This window comes from Pseudomonas sp. Y24-6 (assembly GCF_020295325.1).
GTDB classification, from domain to species: Bacteria; Pseudomonadota; Gammaproteobacteria; order Pseudomonadales; family Pseudomonadaceae; genus Aquipseudomonas; species Aquipseudomonas gregormendelii.
In genome coordinates this window covers 39880-63191 of sequence record NZ_JACBXG010000021.1, presented here as the reverse complement: position 1 = coordinate 63191, position 23312 = coordinate 39880, and the positions used below count along the sequence as shown (strand labels likewise).

Annotated in this window: 20 protein-coding genes; 9 read left to right on the top strand and 11 right to left on the bottom strand. The window is 59.1% G+C overall.

Annotated features, from left to right (window positions below; genetic code table 11):
- Positions 1 to 812 precede the first annotated feature (812 nt).
- Positions 813 to 2429, top strand: a complete 1617-nt coding sequence (locus HYI44_RS27650) for an alkaline phosphatase family protein (RefSeq protein WP_225571039.1) — start codon at positions 813 to 815, stop codon at positions 2427 to 2429.
- 112 nt (positions 2430 to 2541) lie between these two features.
- Here the strand turns inward: HYI44_RS27650 and HYI44_RS27645 are convergent, their stop codons facing one another.
- Complete coding sequence (locus HYI44_RS27645; RefSeq protein ID WP_225571038.1) at positions 2542 to 3462, bottom strand: TauD/TfdA dioxygenase family protein; 921 nt, start codon at positions 3460 to 3462, stop codon at positions 2542 to 2544.
- A 182-nt stretch (positions 3463 to 3644) separates the two neighbouring features.
- On the opposite strand from HYI44_RS27645, the gene HYI44_RS27640 reads away from it, so the two are divergent.
- Positions 3645 to 4565, top strand: a complete 921-nt coding sequence (locus HYI44_RS27640; RefSeq protein WP_225571037.1) for a LysR family transcriptional regulator — start codon at positions 3645 to 3647, stop codon at positions 4563 to 4565.
- A 115-nt stretch (positions 4566 to 4680) separates the two neighbouring features.
- On the opposite strand, the gene HYI44_RS27635 is transcribed toward HYI44_RS27640, so the two are convergent.
- Positions 4681 to 5694: an ABC transporter substrate-binding protein gene (locus HYI44_RS27635; RefSeq protein WP_225571036.1), complete on the bottom strand. Its 1014-nt coding sequence runs from the start codon at positions 5692 to 5694 to the stop codon at positions 4681 to 4683.
- Positions 5695 to 6104: 410 nt separating this feature from the next.
- Between HYI44_RS27635 and HYI44_RS27630 the strand changes: the two genes are divergently transcribed.
- From HYI44_RS27630 to HYI44_RS27620, 3 genes are read left to right on the top strand one after another with little or no spacing between them, the layout of a single operon-like run.
- Positions 6105 to 7700 carry an ABC transporter permease gene (locus HYI44_RS27630; RefSeq protein WP_225571035.1) on the top strand — a complete coding sequence of 532 codons (1596 nt, stop codon included), beginning with the start codon at positions 6105 to 6107 and terminating at the stop codon, positions 7698 to 7700.
- Positions 7697 to 8512: an ABC transporter ATP-binding protein gene (locus HYI44_RS27625; protein ID WP_225571034.1), complete on the top strand. Its 816-nt coding sequence runs from the start codon at positions 7697 to 7699 to the stop codon at positions 8510 to 8512. The genes HYI44_RS27630 and HYI44_RS27625 overlap by 4 nt, the downstream gene beginning before the upstream one ends.
- 14 nt (positions 8513 to 8526) lie before the next feature.
- Positions 8527 to 10137 carry an arylsulfatase gene (locus HYI44_RS27620; RefSeq protein ID WP_225571033.1) on the top strand — a complete coding sequence of 537 codons (1611 nt, stop codon included), beginning with the start codon at positions 8527 to 8529 and terminating at the stop codon, positions 10135 to 10137.
- A gap of 121 nt (positions 10138 to 10258) precedes the next feature.
- Here the strand turns inward: HYI44_RS27620 and HYI44_RS27615 are convergent, their stop codons facing one another.
- Entirely contained in the window at positions 10259 to 11332 is a 1074-nt protein-coding gene (locus tag HYI44_RS27615; RefSeq protein ID WP_225571032.1) for a fatty acid desaturase, read from the bottom strand.
- A gap of 100 nt (positions 11333 to 11432) precedes the next feature.
- Here HYI44_RS27615 and HYI44_RS27610 point away from each other — a divergent pair, with 100 nt between their 5' ends.
- A complete protein-coding gene (locus HYI44_RS27610) occupies positions 11433 to 12437 on the top strand; it encodes an AraC family transcriptional regulator (RefSeq protein WP_225571031.1) in 1005 nt (334 codons plus the stop codon).
- Between the two features lie 2 nt (positions 12438 to 12439).
- Here the strand turns inward: HYI44_RS27610 and HYI44_RS27605 are convergent, their stop codons facing one another.
- Positions 12440 to 12805, bottom strand: a complete 366-nt coding sequence (locus HYI44_RS27605; protein ID WP_045059466.1) for a response regulator — start codon at positions 12803 to 12805, stop codon at positions 12440 to 12442.
- A 54-nt stretch (positions 12806 to 12859) separates the two neighbouring features.
- Positions 12860 to 13549 carry a Crp/Fnr family transcriptional regulator gene (locus HYI44_RS27600; RefSeq protein ID WP_225571030.1) on the bottom strand — a complete coding sequence of 230 codons (690 nt, stop codon included), beginning with the start codon at positions 13547 to 13549 and terminating at the stop codon, positions 12860 to 12862.
- Between the two features lie 84 nt (positions 13550 to 13633).
- Between HYI44_RS27600 and HYI44_RS27595 the strand changes: the two genes are divergently transcribed.
- Positions 13634 to 14155, top strand: a complete 522-nt coding sequence (locus HYI44_RS27595) for a DUF962 domain-containing protein (protein WP_225571029.1) — start codon at positions 13634 to 13636, stop codon at positions 14153 to 14155.
- Between the two features lie 101 nt (positions 14156 to 14256).
- Here HYI44_RS27595 and HYI44_RS27590 read toward each other — a convergent pair whose 3' ends face one another.
- The 6 genes from HYI44_RS27590 to dibA form a co-directional block, all read right to left on the bottom strand.
- Positions 14257 to 15246, bottom strand: a complete 990-nt coding sequence (locus HYI44_RS27590; protein WP_045059469.1) for a sulfate/molybdate ABC transporter ATP-binding protein — start codon at positions 15244 to 15246, stop codon at positions 14257 to 14259.
- A 3-nt stretch (positions 15247 to 15249) separates the two neighbouring features.
- A complete protein-coding gene (gene cysW / locus HYI44_RS27585) occupies positions 15250 to 16119 on the bottom strand; it encodes a sulfate ABC transporter permease subunit CysW (protein WP_045059470.1) in 870 nt (289 codons plus the stop codon).
- 12 nt (positions 16120 to 16131) lie between these two features.
- Positions 16132 to 16950, bottom strand: coding sequence for a sulfate ABC transporter permease subunit CysT (gene cysT, locus HYI44_RS27580; protein ID WP_122840791.1), 819 nt, complete (start codon positions 16948 to 16950; stop codon positions 16132 to 16134).
- Between the two features lie 138 nt (positions 16951 to 17088).
- Positions 17089 to 18102 (bottom strand): sulfate ABC transporter substrate-binding protein, encoded by a 1014-nt coding sequence (locus HYI44_RS27575; RefSeq protein WP_122840792.1) that lies wholly within the window; start codon positions 18100 to 18102, stop codon positions 17089 to 17091.
- A 98-nt stretch (positions 18103 to 18200) separates the two neighbouring features.
- Positions 18201 to 18383 carry a sulfur starvation response protein OscA gene (oscA, locus tag HYI44_RS27570; protein WP_008019113.1) on the bottom strand — a complete coding sequence of 61 codons (183 nt, stop codon included), beginning with the start codon at positions 18381 to 18383 and terminating at the stop codon, positions 18201 to 18203.
- Between the two features lie 227 nt (positions 18384 to 18610).
- Entirely contained in the window at positions 18611 to 20530 is a 1920-nt protein-coding gene (gene dibA, locus HYI44_RS27565; RefSeq protein ID WP_225571028.1) for a phosphodiesterase DibA, read from the bottom strand.
- 145 nt (positions 20531 to 20675) lie between these two features.
- Between dibA and desA the strand changes: the two genes are divergently transcribed.
- The gene (gene desA / locus HYI44_RS27560) at positions 20676 to 21860 is read left to right on the top strand and encodes a delta-9 fatty acid desaturase DesA (RefSeq protein ID WP_122840794.1); all 1185 of its coding nucleotides are present in this window, start codon (positions 20676 to 20678) and stop codon (positions 21858 to 21860) included.
- A 280-nt stretch (positions 21861 to 22140) separates the two neighbouring features.
- Complete coding sequence (locus HYI44_RS27555; RefSeq protein ID WP_122840795.1) at positions 22141 to 23130, top strand: GGDEF domain-containing protein; 990 nt, start codon at positions 22141 to 22143, stop codon at positions 23128 to 23130.
- Positions 23131 to 23312 lie beyond the last annotated feature (182 nt).

The following is a 23312-nucleotide window of genomic DNA, read 5'->3' as shown; positions in this document are numbered from 1 at the left end:
AAGTTTAAAATATCGTTCAATAACAATGAGATAGATTTATTTTTGCCATAAGGCTCATTTTTTAGTGCGCAACTTCTTGCGCAACTTTTCGGAAAAGTGCGCAACGTCTTGCGCAACTTTTCGGAAAAGTGCGCAACGTCTTGCGCAACTTTTCGGAAAAGTGCGCAACGTCTTGCGCAACTTTTCGGAAAAGTGCGCAACGTCTTGCGCAACTTTTCGGAAAAGTGCGCAACGTCTTGCGCAACTTTTCGGAAAAGTGCGCAACGTCTTGCGCAACTTTTCGGAAAAGTGCGCAACGTCTTGCGCAACTTTTCGGAAAAGTGCGCAACGTCTTGCGCAACTTTTCGGAAAAGTGCGCAACTTCGTGCGCAGTAGTGCGCAAGAAGTTGCGCACCACGCCTCATCCCCACTACAAAGTATTTTTGCCACTACCGCGTAAATTGAATTACGTAAAAAGGTCCCCATTGCGCTCTCTATCACGGGGCATAGTTTGGCCCCTAGGCTGTTCATCCAGCACCAGCCTGGCGATAAAGCAGTTGCGAGTTTTGTTCAAAGGAATAGAAGCATTTGTAGGGTGATCAAGGATGTATATTTACGAAATGGTTCAAGCATCACCACATTGAAATTAAAGCGAAGGAACATTGGGGGAATGAAGCCGCAGGTTATCTACAGAATGTGGTTAACGCTCATGCCGAGGATGGCTGGGAGTTCTATCGTTGCAGCCTCTGCATAAACTCCATTCCCCAAATGCACTTGCCTCGACCCCGTCCGAGCAGCGAAAAACCCCACCTGTCTTCTGATCGGTGGAACCCATGTCCAACCCCCAAACTACCGTAAACAACGTGCTGTACATCATGTGCGACCAACTGCGCCGTGATTACCTCTCATGCTACGGCCACCCGCATTTGCACACTCCCAACATCGACCGCCTGGCTGCCGCGGGCGTGCGGTTCAGTCGGGCTTACACCCAAGGCACGATCTGCGGACCATCGCGGATGTCGGCCTACACCGGTCGTTACGTCAGCAGCCATCAAGTGGCCTGGAACGCCGTGCCATTACCGCTGGAAGAGCTGACTATCGGCGACTACCTGCGCCCCCACGGCATCCGCACCGCGCTGGTGGGCAAAACCCACGCCACGCCTAACGTCGACGCCTTGCAACGTCTGGCCATCGCCCCGTCCGGCGAGCAAGCTGCAACGCTGAATGAAGTCGGCTTCGAGCCGTACTTTCGTCACGACGGGATCTTCCCTGATGATCCGTTGTTTGACGACAAGCGCGACTCGGCGCCTTACACCCATTACCTGCGCGGCCTTGGCTACGAAGGCCGTAACCCCTGGCACGACTGGGCCAACGCTGGCGAAGGTGCACACGGCGAAATCCTCAGTGGCTGGAAAATGCGCAACGCCCACCTGCCGGCACGTGTCCCCGAACAGCATTCGGAAACCGTCTACACCACCGACCGCGCCATCGACTTCATCAACGAGCAAGGCGCGCAGCCGTGGTGCCTGCACCTGTCGTACATCAAACCGCACTGGCCATACATCGCACCGGCGCCTTATCACGCGTTGTATGGCGCTGACGAGGTGATCGCGCCCGTACGCGCAGCCACTGGGGAGGCGAGCGATCATCCGGTGTACAACGCGTTTCGCCAGCATGAAGAGAGCCTGAATTTCTCTCGTGACGAGGTGCGCCTGAATGTCATTCCGACGTACATGGGGCTGATCAGGCAGGTCGATGACCAGCTCGGCCGACTGTTCGATTTTCTACAAAGCAACGGGCGCTGGGATGACACGTTGATTGTGTTCACCAGTGACCATGGCGACTTTCTCGGGGACCATTACCTGGGCGAAAAAGAGTTTTTACTGGAACCTGCCGTGGGCATCCCACTGATCGTTCGCGACCCGCGAGCCACGGCCGATGTGACGCGAGGCTCGGTCGATGATCGCCTGGTGGAAACCATTGATGCGTTGCCGACGTTTCTCGATGCACTGGGCTTGCCGAGCGCAGAGCATCGGCTTGAAGGCCGCTCTTTGATTCCCTTGTTGCAGGGCATTGAGATTGAATGGCGCCGCTTTGCGATCAGCGAATACGACTATGCATTCCAGGCCCCGGCGCGAGAACGACTTGAGCAACCGATCGACCGTTGCCGCATGACCATGGTCCGCAGCGAGCGCTGGAAATACCTGGCGTATGACGGCTTTCGGCCGCAGTTGTTTGATCTGCTCAATGACCCGCAGGAGTTGCGGGACCTGGGCGCAGACCCGGCGCTTGCCTCGGTTCGCGAGGAGCATGCGGGGTATTTGTTCGAATGGGTGCGAGGGTTGAAACGCAGGACAACCATCAGTCACCAGGAGATTGATCTGCGCGGGCAGCGGTTTCGTTATGGCGAGCCGGAGACCGAGAAAATGGTGCAGATCGGGGTTTGGTAAAAAGCATTCGGGTTGAATGTTAAGCCGCTATCGCGAGCAGGCTCACTTCTACAAGGAATCTCCCGTGTTCACGAGATCCTGTGGGCGTGAGCCTGCTCGCGATGGCGTCGGATCAGACGCCGCCGATGTCCGGCCCCTTGGTGGTTTGGCTGCGCTGGCCCTGCACGCCAACCGGCACCTCTCCTTTCAATGTCACGCGACGTACCACACGGTCCTGTGTGCCGTAGTCATCCACCGCGTAATGCTGGGTGGAGCGGTTGTCCCAAATGGCCACGTCACCGGCCGTCCAGCGCCAGCGCACCGTATTTTCCTGGCGGATCACATGGCTTTGCAGCAACCCGAACAAGTGCGCCGAATCTGCTTGCGAATAACCTTTGATGCGCTTGACGAAATGCCCCAGCAGCAGGCTCTTCTCGCCACTGATCGGGTGCACCCGAACCACCGGGTGCTCGGTCTCGTAGACGGTCGAGGTGAAGATCTTGCGGTAGCGCTCCAGCTTCTCTGCCGACACGTCGGGCTTGGCGCCGGCGTAGTCATATTCGTTGCTGTGCACAGCCACCAGCTTGTCGGCCAGTTCTTGCAGCTGCGGCGTGAGTTCGTTGTAGGCCGTTGCGGTATTGGCCCACACCGTATCGCCACCGAATGCCGGGGCAACCACAGAGCGCAGGATCGAAGCCTTCGGGTAGGCCTCGACGAAGGTCACGTCGGTGTGCCACGAGTTGGCGCGCTGGCCTTGCGCGCCGTCCAGTTCCAGCAAGAAACGGGTGCCGTCGCGCACTGGAACGGTCGGGTGCGCCACCGGCTCGCCGAGCAGGTGTGCAAAGGCTTCCTGAGTCTGGTCGTCCAGATGCGACTGCTCGCGAAAGAAGATCACCTTGTATTGCACCAACGCCTGTTGAATAGCGTTGACGATGCTGGCGTCCAGTTCGCCGGAGAGTTGCACGCCACGTATCTCGGCACCGATCCGGCCGGCCACCGGATGGATTTCAAGCGCGTGAACATCGGGTTTCACAGCTAAAGCGGCATTGCTCATGGGTAGACCCTCATCGGACTGCTTACGGTTGAGCGGCAGCGAAACAACGCTCTATCTATATTCAATTTAGATCTAATAGATATGCACATGCTTCGTTGACGGAATAAGAGCTTGCATTTAAAACCTCAACCAACCCTCGTCGCAAATGCCTTCGAGCTATTTTTAGGATGCCGCAAAAGCATATGGATCTCCGCCAGCTACGCTACTTCATCGCCCTTAACGAACACCGCAGTTTCGTTCGCGCGGCCGACGCCATGGGCATCACTCAACCGGCGTTCAGCCGCAGTATTCAAGGGTTGGAGCAGGAATTCGGTTGTGTCCTGGTAGACCGCGGCAACAAAGACTTGCGCCCGACGCCCGAGGGCCAGGTGGTGCTGCAACATGCGCTGACACTGGTGCAGGGCGCCGCGCTACTGAGCGCTGAAGTGACGCAGATGACCAAGCTCGACGCCGGTGAACTGCGCTTCGGCTGCGGCCCGGCCCCGGCGGTAAAGCTGGTGCCGGATGCAGTGGCGCAATTCATCAATGCCCACCCGAAAGTGCGTACCTGTTTTCAGGTGGATAACTGGGAAAAACTCAGCCGCGCCCTGAGCCGCGAAGAGATCGAATTCTTCATCGCCGATATTCGCCATTTCGAAGCCGATCCGAACTTCCAGACCCAGGCGCTGACACCCAAGCGCGGGGTGTTTTTCTGCCGTCCGGGGCATCCGTTACTGGCCAAGGAAAGCCTGTCGACCAACGACATGTTCGACTACCCGCTGGCGACCACGCTGATCCCGCCGGGCATTCGTAAACTGCTGGCAAACCTCAGTGGAAGGACGGATTTTTCCCCAAGCATCGAAACCGAGCATTTCCCGGCACTGGTAAAGATCGTGCTGCAATCGAACGCCATTGGTGTGGGAACTCAGGAGGCGTTTGTCGAGGACATCGCCAAGGGTTCTCTGGTGCTGCTGCACTGGCGCAATCTGCCGCAGAACATCGAGACCCTCAATGCACGGTGCGGGATTGTGAGTCGTACGGGGTTTCGGTTGTCGCCAGCGGCGCGGGCGATGATCGAGACGTTGGTGGCGGTGGATAAGCAAGAGATGAGTGTCGCGGTTTAGGGCCTCATCGCGGGCAAGCCCGGCTCCCACAGTTGTCCGAGTTCCATCAGAAGGAATACGGTCAACTGTGGGAGCCGGGCTTGCCCGCGATGAGGCCAGCAAGAACACTGTGGATTCAGAGCTGGGCAGCGGCTATTTGCGGCGCCACCCAGTCACTCACCTTGAACGGCTTACGAATCAACCTCTGCTGCGAAGCCAGATCCACTGAGTCCTGCAGTTTGCCCAGGAACACCGGGTCCAGCGTCGAGGGGAACACCTCGCTCAACTTCTGATCTTGCAAATCCTGCGTGAGAATAATCGAGGGGTAACTCGCCAGCCGCGACACCAACTGAATGTACGCATCCTTGTTGCTGTCCTGAGTCAGCCACTCCACCGCTTGCTGCTGGGCTTTCAACAGTTTGGCGACCACCTCGGGGTTCTCGTCGACAAATTTTCCAGTGCCAACCAAGACACTCTGAATGCTGCCTGCGCCACCCAGGTCCTTGGTATTGAGCGGCAACTCGGCCAAGCCTTTCGCTTGCAACGAGGTCAATCCGGAACTGCCCCAGGAGGCATCGATCTGTTTGGCCGCCAACGCTGCCACGGCGCCGTTGAAGTCCAGGTTGATGACTTTCAGGTCCTTCTCGCTCAAACCCTGGCTGGCCAGCGCCGCGTCGAAAGACAACTGGGTAGCGGTGCCGCGGAAGATCGCCACGCGCTTGCCCTTGAGATCTTGCAGCGACTTGATCCCCGAGCCGGGGACTACGCCCAGGTACTGTTTCACGCCGCGAGCAGAAGCGCTTAGCAGGCGTGTGTCCAGGCCATTTGACTTGCCGATGATTGCCGCAAGGTCTCCGAGGTAAGCCAGGTCCACCTGACCATTTGCAACCGCTTCGTTGATCACGGGCCCAGCGCCCTTGAAGAAATTCCACTGAATCCTGATGCCCTGGTCGGCGAAGGCTTTTTCGAAGATCTGCTGGTCGCGCAGCACGTCCACCACCCCACCACCACTGTGCTGCGTGCCCGCACTAAGGTCCGGCACTGCAATGCGGATTTCCTTGAGCTCGGCGGCGTTGACGGTGAAAGCCATCAGCCCCGCCAAAGCCGGTGCGGCGAATAGGCTGATGACTCGTTTGAAGGGAATGGTCATGGGTGCGGCTCCTGGTGACGACAGCATTGAGGCGCTGAAAGTAGGCTGAATCCAGACCAGCACTTAAATACTATAAATTCACATTTTTAGATCTTTTAGACCTAAGCGTGCAATTACGGGCGCCCTGGATCGATATGCATAGAGAGCATCAAAAATATTCTTCGAATGCATTGGATGCGTGGGGCCTGCAAGCCTTAAATGGTCTCGCTTATCTCTTAATAGTATTGATTTGATTATTTATATAACAATTTGCATTGGTGCTGCATCGCCAAGATCGCAGCCTTCGGCAGTTCCTACGGATGCATGTCGAGCTCCTACAGACGCACGTCGATCCCCTGTAGGAGCTGCCGAAGGCTGCGAGCTTTTTATCTAGATCCACGACCCGATAAAACCGACAACGGAGGTCATTCATGGCCCGTGTATCCCTGCTGAGCCTGCCGCTTGCCGCTGCGCCACTCAATGACCGTCTTTGGCCAACACTGGGCCAGCGTGTGTTGCCCTGGATAGTGCCCTTCAGCCTGTTCGCCCTGTGGTGCCTCGCCAGCCGCAATCACTGGATGAGCGAGCAGATTCTGCCGGCGCCTGCGCTGGTCTGGAGCAGTGCCATCGAACTTGCACAGGGCGAACTGTGGAGCCATTTGTGGATCAGCCTGCAGCGCCTGTTCTGGGGCCTGCTCGCCGGCATCACTGCCGGCGCTGCATTGGGTGCCGCGCTGGGATTCAGTCAACGTCTTGAGCGCTTGGTGTTCCCGACCTTCGCAGGTCTGGCACAAGTCCCGACCCTGGCGTGGATCCCGCTGTTCATGGTGTTTTTCGGGATTGGCGAGGTACTGAAACTGGTGGTGCTGATCAAGGCCATCGTGGTGCCGGTGACGCTGCACACGCTGGTGGGTGTGCGTGATGCCCAACCCAAATTACGTGAAGCCGCTGCCGTACTGCGATTACCCCCCCGGCTACTGATCCGTCGCCTGGTGCTGCCTGCCGCACTGCCGGCATTCATGGCGGGCGTACGCCTGGCACTGGCCGCCGGGTGGACGTCATTGCTGGCGGTTGAATTGCTCGCCTCCAGTGAAGGAATTGGTTACCTGATGGTGTGGGCACGGCAGTTGTTCATGCTCGACATCGTGTTTGTCTGCATCGTGGTGATTGGCCTGATTGGCGTGATCATGGATCGCGGGATCGGTCTGTTGGACAAGAAGCTGGTCCACTGGCCGCACCCGGCCACGGCGGAGATCCGCAGGGGTCCGAGGTATCAGGGCTGGCAACGTCTACAACCATGGTTGCTGCCTTTTGCGCTAGTGGCCTTGTGGCAATTGACCACGGAACAACAGTGGGTCGACGCCAACATCCTGGTCAGTCCGCTCGAAGTTCTAGCCACAACCGTTAAGGGTTTGCTCGACGGTACGCTGATCAGCGGCATGGCCCTGAGCCTGGGTCGAACACTTGGCGGCCTGGTGCTGGGCGGCGGGCTGGGATTTGCGCTCGGTTTGCTGCTGGGCCTGTCGCGCAACAGCGAACGCGTGCTCGGCCCGACCCTCGCCGCGATCCGCCAGATTGCGATTTTCGCCTGGGTGCCGTTGCTCACCGCGTGGTTCGGTCTCGGGGAATCGGCGAAGTGGGTGTTTGTCGCCCTCGCCGCGTTTTTCCCGCTGTTTATCGCCACTCAACGCAGCGTCGCCAATCTCTCGCCGCAACTCAATGAAGCCGCTCAAGTGCTGCGCCTGAACCTGCGCCAACGCTTGCGTCGACTGATATTGCCGGGGGCTGCGCCGGGGATTTTCGCCGGGCTCAGACTGAGCCTGATTTACGCCTGGCTCGGCACCATCGGCGCTGAATACTTCATGCCGTCCAACGGCGGTATCGGCAGCCAGATGATCGGCGCACAGCAACTGCTGCGCATGGACCTGATCATGGCGGGCATGCTGCTGGTCGGCCTGACCGGTGCGCTGCTCAATCTCATTGGCCAACGCCTCGAAATACGCGCTACTCGCTGGAGACACGCATGAACGCACCGATTGTCAGCTTCAACAACGTAGGCAAAACCTTCGATGTCGACGGCGTCGAACTGGAGGCCATTGGCGAATTCAACCTGGACATTGCCGAGGGCGAATTTGTTGCCATCGTCGGTTCCAGCGGCTGCGGCAAATCCACGTTGCTCAGGCTCCTGGTGGGCCTCGACACGCAGTTCCGGGGGCAGATCAGCGTGGACGGAAAAGCCGTGACCGGCATCGGTGGCGAGCGCGGCATTGTCTTCCAGGAACATCGCCTGTTTCCGTGGTTGACGGTGGCCGACAACATCGGCCTCGGCCTGGTCAACGAACCACTGAGCACCGAACAGAAGCAAAAACGCATCAATGACTTTATCGAGTTGGTGGGCCTGACCGATTTCACCCGCGCTTATCCGCATCAGCTGTCAGGCGGCATGGCACAGCGTGTGGCCATCGCCCGCGGACTGGTGGCCAGCCCGCGAATCCTGCTGCTGGACGAACCCTTCGGCGCCCTCGACGCGCTGACCCGCCAGCAGATGCAGGACGAGCTGTTGACGATCCGCACCCGGGCCAGAATCACCACCATTCTGGTCACTCACGATGTCGAGGAAGCGATTTTCCTCGCTGACCGTGTCGTGGTCATGGAGCCCCGTCCCGGGCGGATCAAGCAAGTGGTCGACATCGCCCTGCCGCATCCGCGCCAGCGCAGCAGTTTCGACTTTCATCAACTGCGCGAAGAACTGCTCCACGAACTGACCAGCGACGGCCATTACCAACCACCCGTACCGGTGCAGGTACGCGACCTGCCGCTGTCCTTCATTGCCTGCTGAACAGGAGATTTTCGATGCCGCAACGTCCCAATTTTCTAGTGATCCTGGCCGATGACCTGGGCTTCTCCGATATCGGAGCCTTCGGCGGCGAGATCGCGACACCGAACCTCGACGCCCTGGCCAGCAACGGCCTGCGCCTGACCGATTTTCATACCGCACCCACCTGTTCGCCGACCCGTTCGATGTTGCTGACCGGCACCGACCATCACATCGCTGGCATTGGCACCATGGCCGAGGCGCTGACCCCGGACCTGATCGGCAAACCGGGTTACGAAGGCTATCTGAATGACCGAGTCGTGGCAGTGCCCGAGCTGCTGCGCGAGGCGGGTTACCAGACCTTGATGAGTGGCAAATGGCACTTGGGCCTGACCGCAGAGCTGGCGCCGCACGCACGGGGTTTCGAGCGCTCGTTTTCACTGCTGCCCGGCGCCGCCAACCATTATGGCTTTGAGCCGACCTATGACGAGCAAACCCCTGGCCTGCTGAAGTCCACCCCGGCGCTGTACATCGAGGACGACATGTTCATCGACGAATTGCCGAAGGATTTCTATTCCTCCGATGCCTTCGGCGACAAGCTTTTGCAGTATCTCAAGGAACGTGACCAGACCCGGCCGTTCTTCGCTTACCTGCCATTTTCCGCGCCACACTGGCCGTTGCAGGCACCGGTCGATGTGGTCGAGAAGTACCGCGGCCGCTATGACGCAGGCCCCGAGGTACTGCGCCTGGAACGACTGGAAAAACTCAAGGCCCTGGGGTTGATTGAGCCGGATGTCGAGCCCCATCCGTTAATTGAGCTGAGCGCGCAATGGGATGCGTTGAGCGACGAGCAACGACAGATCTCCGCACGGGCCATGGAGGTCTACGCGGCGATGGTCGAGCGCATGGACTGGAACATCGGACGCATCGTCGACTACCTGCGCCAGCAAGGGCAACTGGACAATACGTTCATCCTGTTCATGTCCGATAACGGTGCCGAAGGTGCGTTGCTGGAGGCGTTTCCAAAATTCGGTCCGCAATTGCTGACTTATTTGAATCAGCATTACGACAACAGCCTGGACAATATCGGCCGTGCCAACTCCTACGTCTGGTACGGGCCGAATTGGGCGCAGACAGCCACTGCCCCTTCGCGCCTGTTCAAGGCCTTCACCACTGAAGGGGGAATTCGTGTGCCAGCGCTGGTGCACTATCCGCAACTGCCACTCAAGGGCCAGATCAGTCATGGGTTTGGCACGGTGATGGACATCACGCCGACCATTCTCGACCTGGCTGGCGTTCGCCATCCCGGCAAGCGCTGGCGTGGCAAATCAGTGGCAGAAGTTCGCGGCAAATCGTGGCTGGGATTTCTGTCGGGCGAGACCGCGCAGGTCCACGACGAGCACACGGTGACGGGATGGGAGTTGTTCGGGCGCCGGGCTATTCGGCAGGGGCAGTGGAAAGCGGTTTTCATTCCGGGGCCGGCCGGGCCGGCGACCTGGCAGCTGTATGATTTGGGCAGTGATCCGGGGGAAATTCATGATTTGGCGTTGCTTCAGCCAGAGAAACTGAACGCCCTGATCGAGCATTGGCAGAAGTATGTCGATGAAACCGGGGTGATATTGAGTGAGTCGCCTTTCCAGCCGGAGTGATTTGTTGCCTGACGCACCGCTATCGCTGGCAAGCCAGCTACCACAGTGGATCTCGATCGTTCACAGATTGTGTGTTGACCACCGATTCACTGTGGGAGCTGGCTTGCCAGCGATGAGGGCTTCAGACCCGCAGACCCTCCACGGTTTGCCCCTGAACTTCTTCCTTGCGCACAAACCGGTTAGCCCGTTTGAACGTCCCGAAATCATTGAACCGCACCCCCATCTCGCGCATGACCTTATGCGCCACCGGCACCGTCATCTGGCGAATGTAGAAAGGCTCCTTCACCACAAAATGATGAACCCCGTGACTGCTGCCGAAGTTGAAGCAGAACGCCTGCATCGGCCACATCCACCAGGGATTCAGTACCTGTGTCTGCTGCATCACATTGCCCGGCTCCACATCGCCGTAGTAGTGCATGTTCGAGCTGACGAAGTGCAGGCAAAAAGTACGCAGTACGTTCGGCCCGATGATCACGACAGCGGCAATATCGATCACCTGCATCACTGACAACGTGGTGGCCGACCATTCAATGGGGGCGCCCGTCAGATGTGCGACGCCATTGGCTGCATGAAACCCGAGAAACACGTACCAGGCGCCCCAGTGCACCAACGCCAGCGGCGCATACACCTTCAGCGTGCGCTTGATGATGCTGGATTTATGCGCCCAGGTTTTGGCCCGCAGCATGCGAATGAACGCCGACATGATGTTGTCGCCGATCATCAGGAGTCGCGCGAAACCCCAAGGCTCGCCGTTGGTGATGGCACGCTCTTCCATATCGGTTTCCGTACCGGACACCTTGTGGTGATTGAGGTGCAGGTGGCGACGGATCCACGGGTTGATCGTGCTCGGCCGCGCCAGCCACACCAGAGCCATCATCAGGTTGTGCGGGATGCGCTTCTTGCGAAAATACATGCTGTGGATCAGGTCGTGTTCCAGTTCGTGGGTCAGTGAAGCGAAAAATGCGTTGAGCAGCAGGCACACCCACCAGGCCATATGACCGTTGATGTACAGCGCTGCAGAACCGATCATCCCGGCCAGGGCAAAGGCCAGAATGCCCGCGCCCAAGGCGTCTTGATGCTGGAGAATCGGATAGCGCTGACGCAATTCGACGCCCTTGGCCAACACCACTTCGCGTATGTGCGCTGATCGTTGGGATGCATTCAGTCGCTGGGGACTTGCAGAAGTACGGTCCATGCTTCCATCCTCTGGTTATCGATGTTCGCATCCTGCCTTGCGAACCCTCGCAAGGCGGTAGCCGTGAACGCCAACCTGTTGATCGGAAGCGCCAATCAGCATGACTGAACCGACCTCCCTCGCCAGTTGGACCCGTGCCCTGCGCAAGCAACTGGACGCATTGGGCCTCGACAGCACCGCCCTGTGTCACCAGGCGGGGCTCGACCCGCTATGGATGGACGACCCTAACGCCCGTTATCCGTTGTCCGGCACCACTCGGCTGTGGGAACTCGCCGTGCAGGTCAGTGGGGACCCGGCGATCGGCCTGCGGGTTTCACGCTTTGTCAGTCCCACCACCTTTCACGCACTCGGGTACGCGCTGGTGGCCAGCGGTAGCTTGCGCGAAGTGTTCGAACGCATCGTGCGCTATCACCAGGTGGTCAGCGATGCCCTTGAACTCGAATTGACCCGTGGCGAGGATCGCTATCGCTTCCGCCTGAAAGTCCCGCCGGGCAGCCCGGCGCCGGCCTATGAAGCCATCGATGCCTTCACTGCGATTTATGTGCGCACCTGCCGTAACCGGCTGGGCCGCGAATACGCGCCGATGGCGGTGTACCTGCGGCGCCCGGAACCGGCTGATGCGCACCAATGGCACAAGGTTTTCCGCTCACCGGTGCACTTCGCCGCCGACGAGGATCGCCTGGAGTTTTCCCTGGAGGACTTTGAAAGCCATCTGGACGACGCCAACCCGGAGCTGGCCGAGCACAACGAAACCGTGCTCAAGCGCACCCTGGCGCAACTCAAGCCGCTGACCTGGGAACGCAAGGTCCGTGACGCCATAGAAGAACAATTGCCCGAAGGCGAGCCCAGCGCCGAACACATCGCCCACACCCTGCACTTGAGTTTGCGCAGCCTGCAGCGGCACCTGGCAGATGAAGGTTGCCGGTTTGACACGTTGCTCAACGAAAGCCGCGAGAACCTGGCGTTGTTGCACCTGCGGGACCCGCAATGCTCATTGAGCGAGATCAGCTACCTGCTGGGGTTCGCCGACACCAGCAGCTTCAGCCGCGCCTTCAAGCGTTGGACCGGGATGACACCGGGGCAGTTTCGCGATGGGTTGCGGTGATGTTAACGCCCACGATCCCGGCGCAACAATTTGCGCACCCGCGCCACCAGGTCACTCACCTTGAAAGGCTTGAGCAAGTAGTCTTCTTCGTGCAGTTCCAGCCCTCGCAGGCGGTCTTCGATGCCGTCCCTGGTGGTGAGGAATAACACCGGCGTGTCGCCGAGTTTGCGGATCTGTTGCTGCAGCTGCCAGCCGTTGAGGCCCGGCAGCATGACGTCGAGGATGATCATCTCGTACGCGCCGGACTCGATAAAACGTCGGCCGTCCATCCCGTTCAGCGCTACATCGACCGTATAACCCGCTTCACCCAGGCCGTTGGCCAGGAGTTTGGCGGTCTCCGGCTCGTCTTCTACTAACAGCACACGCATGGCACACCTCATTTGTCGTCGCTACAGGCTATGCGCGTTCGGGGACAAAACCCACTAAAAGATGACCGCCAATGCCCGCAGCCGCTCGGCATCGGTAATTTCTATCTCGCCGTACCTCAAGCTGACGATGCCCTGTCCTTCCAGCTCCTTGAGCAACTGGTTGGTCGTCTGGCGCGAGAGTGACAACATCGACGCCAACTGCTCCTGTGGCAGCTGCAGCACACGACGTGGCGGATCGATTTCGCCATAGCTGTCGGCGATCATCAGCAAGCGGTGCGCCAGGCGTGCCGGGGCCGGCAGCAGGCTCAGCTGTTCGAGGTTGATAAAGGTCAGGCGCAATTTCTGGCTCATGAGCAATGCCAGTTGCCGCCAATACAGTGGCTGCTCATCGAGCATCGCCAACAGCGCCGCCTGGGGGATATGCAGCAGGGTGCACTGGCCCAGGCCAAAAGCGTCGTGGGTGCGCGCCTGCCCATCGAACAGGCAGATTTCACCGAACCAGTGCGGCTGCTCTACCAGACTCAACAGCGCTTCCTTGCCCTGCTCGTTAACCGCGCCGATGCGCACGGCACCTTCGAGCACCGCGTACAGCCCGCATGGCGGGTCACCACGTTTGAACAATCGCTGCCCCGCAGACAAGCGTCGCAACCGGGCCGCTGCCAGCAGACTATCCTGTAGAGGAACAGGCAGATGACTGAACCACTGGCCGTTCAGCAAACGCGCACGCCAGACCTGCATGTCCATGAAAACTCCTCGAGATTGTCGCCTGGCTGACAGAGCAAAAAATCCAACCGGTGGATGATCACTCACCCTACAGGAGGAATAACAATGAAAAAAAGCCTGGTTGACCACCTCAGTCAATATGCCGCTTATCACCGCGACCCGAGAAACATCGCCAGTCATTTCATCGGAATTCCGCTGATTGTGGTCGCGGTAGCGGTGTTGCTGTCCCGCCCGCAATGGGCTGGAGGCTGGCTTTCGCCGGCGGTGCTGGTGTCGCTGGCGTCGGCTTGGTTCTACCTGCGCCTGGAACTGCGTCTCGGGCTACTGATGACGGTACTCCTGGGTTTGTGCGTCTGGGCCGGTCATGTGTTGGCCCAGCAAAGCACCCTGGTGTGGCTGGCCAGCGGCATCGGCATGTTTGTGGTGGGATGGGCGATTCAGTTCGTCGGCCATCACTACGAAGGACGCAAACCGGCCTTTGTCGATGACGTGACGGGGTTGATTGTCGGGCCGCTGTTTGTGGTGGCGGAGTTGGCATTTTTGCTGGGGCTGCGACATGGCCTGAAAGAGCAGATCGAGACGCGTGCGGGGGGTGTGCGTCTGCGTCAGAAAAACGCGGCGGCGTAGATCGCTTTCGCGAGCAAGCCCGCTCCCACAGTGGATTGGTGTTGAACACAAACTTGTGACCAACCTCAAACCCTATGGGAGCGGGCTTGCCCGCGATGCTTTTAGATGTTGGCGAGTTTCTGCCAGACCTTCGGCTTGAAGAACAGCGTCTCCCCCTTCGCCAACCCGGTCAGGCTGTCGTGGTCCTTGACCACTTCCGCTTCGATCAGCTCGCTCTGGCCTTCGACTTTGAGCGTCACCCGGGTCGTCGCACCCAGCGGGCGGATATCGCGCACTTCGGCCGCATGGTGATCCTCCAGCTCATGGCGCGACAGCGACACTTCGTGGGGACGGAACAGCACGTGATTGTCTTCGCCCAGGTGCAACCGGTTCGAATCCCCCAGGAAGTGGTACACGAAATCGCTGGCCGGGTTCTCGTAGACGTCACCCGGTGAGCCGATCTGCTCGATCACGCCCTTGTTCATCACCACGATGCGGTCGGCCACTTCCATCGCTTCTTCCTGGTCGTGGGTCACGAACACCGATGTCAGGTTGATATCCTCGTGCAGGCGCGCCAACCACCGCCGCAGTTCCTTGCGGACCTTGGCATCGAGGGCGCCGAACGGTTCGTCGAGCAGCAGGACTTTGGGCTCTACCGCCAGGGCGCGGGCCAGGGCAATACGCTGGCGCTGACCTCCGGAAAGCTGTTCCGGATAACGATCCGAGAGCCAGTCCAGCTGCACCATGTTGAGCAATTCGTGAACCTTGACCGCGATCTGGCTTTCGCTCGGACGCTGGTTTTTCGGCTTCATGCGCAGGCCGAACGCGACGTTGTCGAACACCGTCATGTGGCGGAACAGCGCGTAATGCTGGAACACGAAACCGACGTTACGGTCACGCACGTCGTGGCCGGAAACGTCTTCACCGTGGAACACGATATTGCCCTGATCCGGCGTCTCCAGGCCGGCGATGATCCGCAGCAGCGTGGTCTTGCCGCAACCGGAGGGGCCGAGCAGCGCCACGAGCTCACCGCTCTGGATGTCCAGACTGATGTTGTCCAGCGCCTTGAACGCGTTGAAATTCTTGCTGACGTTACGCACTTCGATCGACATGAATTATTCCTCCGCGGCGCTGGCGCGCAGGCGGTTAATACGATTTTCGCTCCACTGCTTCAGCAGCAGGATGAAGAGCGCCATGATCAGCAACAGGCTCGCTACCGCGAACGCGGCCACGTGGTTGTATTCGTTGTAGAGGATCTCGACGTGCAACGGCAAGGTGTTGGTCACCCCGCGAATGTGCCCGGAGACCACCGACACCGCACCGAACTCACCCATGGCCCGTGCAGTACACAGCACCACGCCGTAGATCAGGCCCCACTTGATGTTGGGAACGGTGACGTGCCAGAACATCTGCCAACCATTGGCCCCCAGCAGCCTGGCGGCTTCTTCTTCCTGGGTGCCTTGCTCCTGCATCAGCGGGATCAGTTCGCGCGCCACGAATGGCACGGTGACGAAGATCGTCGCCAGCACAATGCCCGGCAAGGCGAAGACGATCTGGATGTCATGATCCTGCAGCCAAGGCCCGAACAGGCCTTGGGCGCCGAACATCAGCACGTAGACCAGGCCGGCGATCACTGGCGAAACCGAGAAAGGCAGGTCGATCAGGGTCACCAGCATGCTCTTGCCACGGAATGAGTATTTGCTCACGCACCACGCGGCGCTGACACCAAACACGACATTCAGGGGTACGGAGATCAATACGGCAATCAGGGTGAGCTTCAGCGCGGAGAGCGCATCAGGCTCGAAGATCGCGGTGAAGAATGCACCGATACCCATTTTCAAACCCTGGGAGACCACGATGATCAGCGGCAGCAACAGGAACAGGGCGAACACCAGCCAGCCGAGACCGATCAGCACCCGACGGGAACTGGCACTGCCACGACGGGCAGCGTTCGAGGAAGCAGCAGCAATAGACGATTGGGACATGTGTGCGCCTCCTTATGGGGTTTCGATACGGCGTTGCAGCAGGTTGATCAGCAGCAACAGGACGAAAGAAACCACCAGCATCAACACACCGATGGACGTGGCGCCGGTGTAATCGTACTGGTCGAGCTTGACCATGATCAGCAACGGCAGGATTTCAGTTTTCATCGGCATGTTGCCGGCGATGAAAATCACCGAGCCGTATTCGCCAACCCCACGGGCAAAGGCCAGGGCAAAGCCGGTCAGCCAGGCTGGCAACAGCGCTGGCACCAGGATATGGCGAAATACCTGCAGGGGTTTGGCACCCAGGCACGCCGCAGCTTCTTCGACTTCACGAGGGATATCGGCCAATACCGGCTGTACCGTACGTACCACGAATGGAAGCGTAACGAATGTCAGCGCGAGGGTGATGCCCAGAGGGGTGTAGGCGATCTTGAAGCCGAGGTCTGCCGCCAGTTGGCCAACCCAGCCATTCGGCGCGTACAGGGCAGTCAGCGCGATGCCGGCGACGGCGGTCGGCAGGGCGAAGGGCAAGTCGATCATCGCATCGATGATCTTGCGCCCCGGGAAGGTATAGCGCACCAGCACCCAGGCCAGCAGCGTGCCGATGATGCCGTTGATGATCGCGGCATAGAGCGCAGTGCCGAAGCTCAGCTTCAACGCCGCCAGCACTCGAGGCGCGGAGATGATTGCCCAGAACTGATCCCAGGTGAGTTGAGCGGCGTGCACGAACATCGCCGCCAGTGGAATGAGCACAATCAGGCTGAGGTACACCAAGGTGTAGCCCAGCGTCAGCCCGAAGCCGGGTATGACGGGGGAGATACGACGCGACATAAAAGTCCTTGGTTAAAAACGCATCAATGTGGGAGCGGGCTTGCTCGCGAAGAGGAAGAATCAGTCAACATCCCTGTCACTGAAATACCCTTCGCGAGCAGGCTCGCTCCCACATGTTGGGGCTCGTTTCGAGTGAGATTACTGCGCCTGATAGATCTGGTCGAACACCCCGCCATCATTAAAGAATTTCGGTTGGGCAGTTTTCCAGCCGCCGAAGTCTTTGTCGATGGTCACCAGCTCCAGTTTCGGGAACTGCTGGGCGTACTTGGCGGCGACTTCCTTATCACGTGGGCGGTAGAAATTCTTCGCTGCAATTTCCTGGCCGGCCGGGCTGTACAGGTGCTTGAGGTAGGCTTCGGCGATCTGCTCGTTGCCCTTTTTCTCGGCGTTCTTGTCGACTACAGCCACTGGAGGTTCGGCCAGGATCGACAGCGAAGGCACGACGATCTCGAATTTGTCGGCGCCGCCATCTTCCTTCAGAGCCAGGAACGCTTCGTTTTCCCAAGCCAGCAACACGTCGCCCTGACCGTTGTTGACGAAAGTGATGGTCGAACCGCGAGCGCCGGTGTCCAGCACAGGGACGTGCTTGAACAGCGTCTGCACATATTCCTTGGCCTTGGCTTCGTCACCGCCGTTGGCTTTGAGGCCATAAGCCCAGGCCGCGAGGAAGTTCCAGCGAGCGCCGCCGGAGGTTTTCGGGTTCGGGGTGATCACCGACACATCATTTTTAACCAGGTCGCCCCAGTCCTTGATGCCTTTCGGGTTGCCCTTGCGCACCAGGAACACGATGGTCGAAGTGTAAGGGGTACTCGCCTCCGGCAGACGCTTCTGCCAGTCGGCTGGCAGGGTCTTGCCAAGCTTGGCAATTTCGTCGATGTCGCCGGCCAGGGCCAGGGTCACAACGTCGGCACGCAGGCCGTCGATGACCGCACGGCCCTGCTTGCCCGAGCCACCGTGGGACTGCTGGATTTTCACCGAATCGCCGGCGTGGTCTTTCTGCCAGAATTTGACGAATTCCGCGTTGTACTCCTGATACAGCTCGCGAGTCGGGTCGTACGACACGTTAAGCAGTTCGTAATCCTTGGCAACCGCGGAACCAGCAAAAAGGGCACTGGCCAGGGCGGCCAAAGCGAAATGACGAATCGACGACATGGTGAAAGCTCCTGGAATTCTGATTGTGTTGGCTTTTTTTGATTTTCTGGAATCGCGGTACGGCTTAAAGATCGTTCGGCCAAGCGGGTGATCGGTGATCAGCCCGGCTTGTTGCCCGGCTGCTGCAGACGGAATTTTTCCTTGCGTTCGATCTGCACGACCTGAGCGTTATGCACAGTGATTTCCACTGCCCCGAACCGCAGGTCGCGCAGTGCGCTCTGGATCTCGCGCAAGATGGCTGCTTCGTCCTGGCCGTCAACGCTACGTAGGGATGCGCTCATGGTGCTGCTCCTTCGACTGAGAGGTTGCCTGGCAGTGGCGGCACTGCTTGCGGCGTGGGACCAATAGTAGATAGGTGCGGATATTCTTAAAAAGACTATTTAAGAATGTTTATATAACCAGAAGTGAACTTCATGAACAGCGCCCATCCTCCGCCCCGTAGGAGCTGGCGAGTGAAACGAGGCTGCGATTGATGCTGCGCGATCTTTCAAGCAGACCACGAGAGGGTTTAACCGATATGCGGCGCCCGCGCCCAGTCGAGCTGCGCAGCAGGCATCGGTCGCGCGAACCAATAGCCCTGGCCCAGATCGCAGTCGTGCTCGAGCAGGAAACTGGCCTGCTCGACCTGCTCGATCCCTTCAGCGTGTACCTGCATGCCCATGCTCTTGGCCAACGCGATTATGACCCGCACGATCGCCACGTCGTCGTCGTCCCACGGCAGCCCGGCAACGAAACCCTGGTCGATCTTGAGTTTCTGTACGGGCAAGCGCTTGAGCCGCAGCAAGGATGAATAGCCGGTGCCAAAATCATCGATCGCCAGGCGCACGCCCAGCTCACGCAAGCGATGCATCTGCTCCAGCGCCACTTCCGGGTCATCCATTACCGCGCTCTCGGTCACCTCCAGCTCCAGATACGCCGGGTTGAGCCCTGTGTCGCGTAGCACCTGCGCCACCTGCTGGTACAGCTCACGGCGGGCAAACAGTCGCGCAGACACATTCACCGCAACAAACGACAACACAACGCCAGACTGCTGCCATTGGCACATCTGCTGACATGCCTGCTGCATGACCCAGGCATCAATTTCGGCGATCAAGCCGGTACGCTCGGCGATGGGAATGAACTCGGCAGGCGAAACCAACCCCCGCAGAGGGTGCTCCCAGCGCACCAGCGCCTCGACGCCGACCAGGCGACTGGTCTTCAGGTCGTGGACCGGCTGGTAATACACCCGCAGCTCATCCTGCTCCAGCGCCCTGCGTAACTCGAACGCGGTCTCGACCCGCTGCTGGGCCTGGGCCGTCAGTTCTTCGGTATAAAGCGCATAGCTGTCGCGGCCTGCATTTTTCGCCTTGGACAATGCCGCGTCCGCATTACGCAGCAACTGCGCAGCACTCAGGGCGTCGCTAGGGAACAGGCTGATGCCCACGCTGGCGTTGATGAACAGCTGATTGCCGTCGATCACGAAGGCTTCCTTGAAGCCGTCAATGATCCGCTGGGCCAGGGCCGCCGCATGGACCAGTTGCGGGCACCCCTCCGCCAGGACTGCAAATTCATCGCCCCCGAGGCGGGCCAGGGTAATGCCTGGCCCGAACATCGCCAGCAGCCGCTCGGCCACGGCCTTGAGCATCTGATCGCCCACGGTGTGACCGAGGCTGTCGTTGATCATCTTGAAGTGATCCAGGTCGATCACCAGCAGCGCGCAGCCACGCTTGTGCACCTGTGCCGATGCCACGGCCTGCTCGGCGCGGTCGGTGAACAGCAGGCGATTGGGCAAGTCGGTCAATGGGTCGTGATGGGCAAGATGGGTCAGCACATTCTCGGAATTCTTGATTGCGCTGATGTCGGAGAATACCGCCACGTATTGGCTGACCCGTCCATCATCGTCGCGAACGATACGGATCGTCTGCCATTGCGGATAGATTTCCCCGCTTTTGCGCCGATTCCAGATTTCACCGCTCCACTCGCCAACACTGTTGAGCGTCTTGAACATGGCCTGGTAGAAGCTCGCCGGATGGCGACCGGATTTGAACAGGCTCGGTTGCTGGCCCATCACTTCTTCGCGCTGATAGCCGGTGATCTGCATGAACGCCCGGTTAACGTGAACGATCAATCCTTTGTCATTTGTGACCAGCACGCCTTCGCGGGTGCAATCAAACACGGCTGCGGCCTGACGCAGCCGCTCTCTATCCGCAGAACGCTCAGCCAACTGCGCACCAATCCCAAGGCAGCGGAACAAACGCGTGCGGGCAATGAAAATAATTCCCGCGCTCAGCAATAGCCAGATGTAACCGTTGATCGTTTGCCAGTGCAACGCCTCGGCCGAATCATCGAAGAAACTGTTTAATGCAAAACCGCTGAGCGAAACCCAGAGGACGGAAAGCAGCAGATACAGCAGTGCTGCACGCAGGGCATCGCGATAGGTAGCAGGCATTCGGTCGTCCATGTCCCTCAAAATGATTGGAATTATAGGGCAAAGAAACATTCAGCCACTCTTATCTGAAAGGGTGACTGGTTTTATCTGTGAGCTTGGTGATAATGCGAGGGCTGTTTTTTCTTTATCGAGGGCCCTACAGCCTATGTGGTACGAAGGTTTTCTTGGCTTGTCGCCTTGGTCACTGGTGGCAGTCACCCTGCTGATGACCCACATCACAATCATCGGCGTCACTGTCTATCTGCATCGCTATTCAGCCCATCGCTCCCTTGAGCTCAATGCCGGCCTGAAACATTTCTTCCGCTTCTGGCTGTGGTTGACCACGGCGCAGAACACCCGTGAGTGGACCGCTATCCACCGCAAGCATCACGCTAAATGCGAAACCGTCGATGACCCGCACAGTCCGGTCGTCAAGGGCCTGTCCACCGTTTTGCGCAAAGGTGCAGAGCTGTATCGCGCCGAAGCGGAAAATCCGGAGACCCTGCGCATCTACGGCAAGAACTGCCCGGAAGACTGGATCGAACGTAACCTGTATAGCCGCTTTCCGCTACTGGGCGTGGCAATCATGGGTGTCATCGACGTGTTGCTGTTCGGCACCATCGGCATCACCATCTGGGCCATCCAGATGATGTGGATCCCTGTGTGGGCGGCCGGCGTGGTCAACGGCCTGGGCCATGCCATCGGTTATCGCAACTTCGAATGCCGCGATGCGGCCACCAACCTGGTGCCTTGGGGCATCCTGATTGGCGGCGAAGAACTGCACAACAACCACCACACCTACCCCAACTCGGCAAAACTGTCGGTAAAGAAGTGGGAGTTCGACCTCGGCTGGGCCTGGATCCAGGTTTTCAGCTTCCTGCGCCTGGCCAAGGTTCAGCGGGTCGCGCCAATTGCCCATCGGGTTGAAGGCAAAGGCAACCTGGACATGGATACCGCCATGGCGATCCTCAACAATCGTTTCCAGATCATGGCCCAGTACCGCAAATTGGTCATCGCGCCCCTGGTCAAGCAAGAGCTGGAAAAGGTCGATCACTCCGTTCGCCACCAGTTCCACCGGGCCAAGCGCCTGTTGTCGCGTGAAACCAGCCTGCTGGATGACAAACATCATGTGCGGATCCAGACCATGCTCGAGCACAGTCATGCACTGAAGGTCATCTACGAGAAGCGCCTGGCTTTGCAGCAGATCTGGGTCAAGACCAGTTCCAACGGTCACGACATGCTGGCAGCCATCAAGGACTGGATTCACGAGGCTGAAGCCAGCGGGATTCAATCCCTGCGTGACTTCGCCGACCAGCTGAAAACCTACTCCTTGCGCCCCGCCAACGCCTGAGCCCAGGCAGAGCACCTCGCCCGAGGTGCTCTGCCATAGCAAGCCGCGCTCCTGTGGCGAGTAAGCTTGCTCCCGCTCGCTTTTTGCGCAGCACACGCCCCCTGAACAACCGCTGTACGCGATAAACCCCTTCGCTTACCGCCCGGCGGGCGCATCCCCCTGCTCTCCCCGCCCCGGGAACTTAGTTCCAAATCCCCTATCTCAAAAGCACTTCGCCACCCTGGCGGTCTTCGTTGCAGCCGCTGCCGAACTCGCGGCACGCTCTTTGAGATTAGTGTCGATGGTCGATAAAAACCTGCAGGATTCTTCCCCGCCGCAATGGCCAGAGGCCGCGCAGACCCTGATGGCGCTGATGCAGGCCCGAGGCGAGGTCGCGCGCTTGAGTGAACGCGAACAGCTGTTGAGCTCGCTGCTGGTGAGCGTCAATGCGGTGCTGTGGGCATTCAACTGGGAAACCCGCGAGGTGCTCTATGTCAGCCCGGCCTACGAACGGATTTTCGGGCGCCCCACCGACCCGTTGCTGGCCGACTACAACCAGTGGCGCGACAGCGTTTACCCGGATGACCTGGAAGAAGCCGAGCGCAGCCTGGCCTCCGTGCTGGACAAAGGCTCGGTCGAAGACCGTGAATATCGAATCGTTACCGCCGACGGCCAGGTACGCTGGCTGAGCGACAAGTGCTTTATCAACCGCCAGGGCGAGCCGGGCCAGCCTTTGATCATCGTCGGCATTGCCGAAGACATCACCGAAAAAAAGCACCTCGAAACCGAATTGCAACGCCTGGCCACTACCGACGAATTGACCGAGAGCAGCAACCGCCGGCATTTTTTCGAATGCGCCAACCACGAGTTCGAGCGGGCGCGAACCCAGGGCACCCCGCTGTCGTTCCTGATGCTGGATATCGATGATTTCAAGACCGTGAACGACACCTATGGCCACCAGGAAGGCGACAACGTATTGCAACGCATCGCTGAGTGCGGTCGCGCCGCATTGCGTCGTGGTGACGTGTTCGGGCGCATCGGCGGAGAGGAGTTTGCGGCAGTTTTTCCAGGCTGCGAGCCCGGGGTGGCCATGCAGGTGGCCGAGCGCCTGCAACGGGAAATTCAACAACTGAGCTTCAGCCACGACAGCCGGACTTTCACCATCACCATCAGCCAGGGCCTGACCAGCCTCTTGCCTGAGGATGACAGTGTCGACAGCCTGTTCTCCCGGGCGGATGCCGCGATGTACGAAGCCAAGCGACAGGGCAAGAACCGGATCATCCCCGGCTGATTCGCCCACTGTAGGAGATGCCGAGAGAAACGAGGCTGCGATCTTTTGATTTGGGGCTAACCAAAGANGCCAAGCGACAGGGCAAGAACCGGATCATCCCCGGCTGATTCGCCCACTGTAGGAGATGCCGAGAGAAACGAGGCTGCGATCTTTTGATTTGGGGCTAACCAAAGATTACAAGA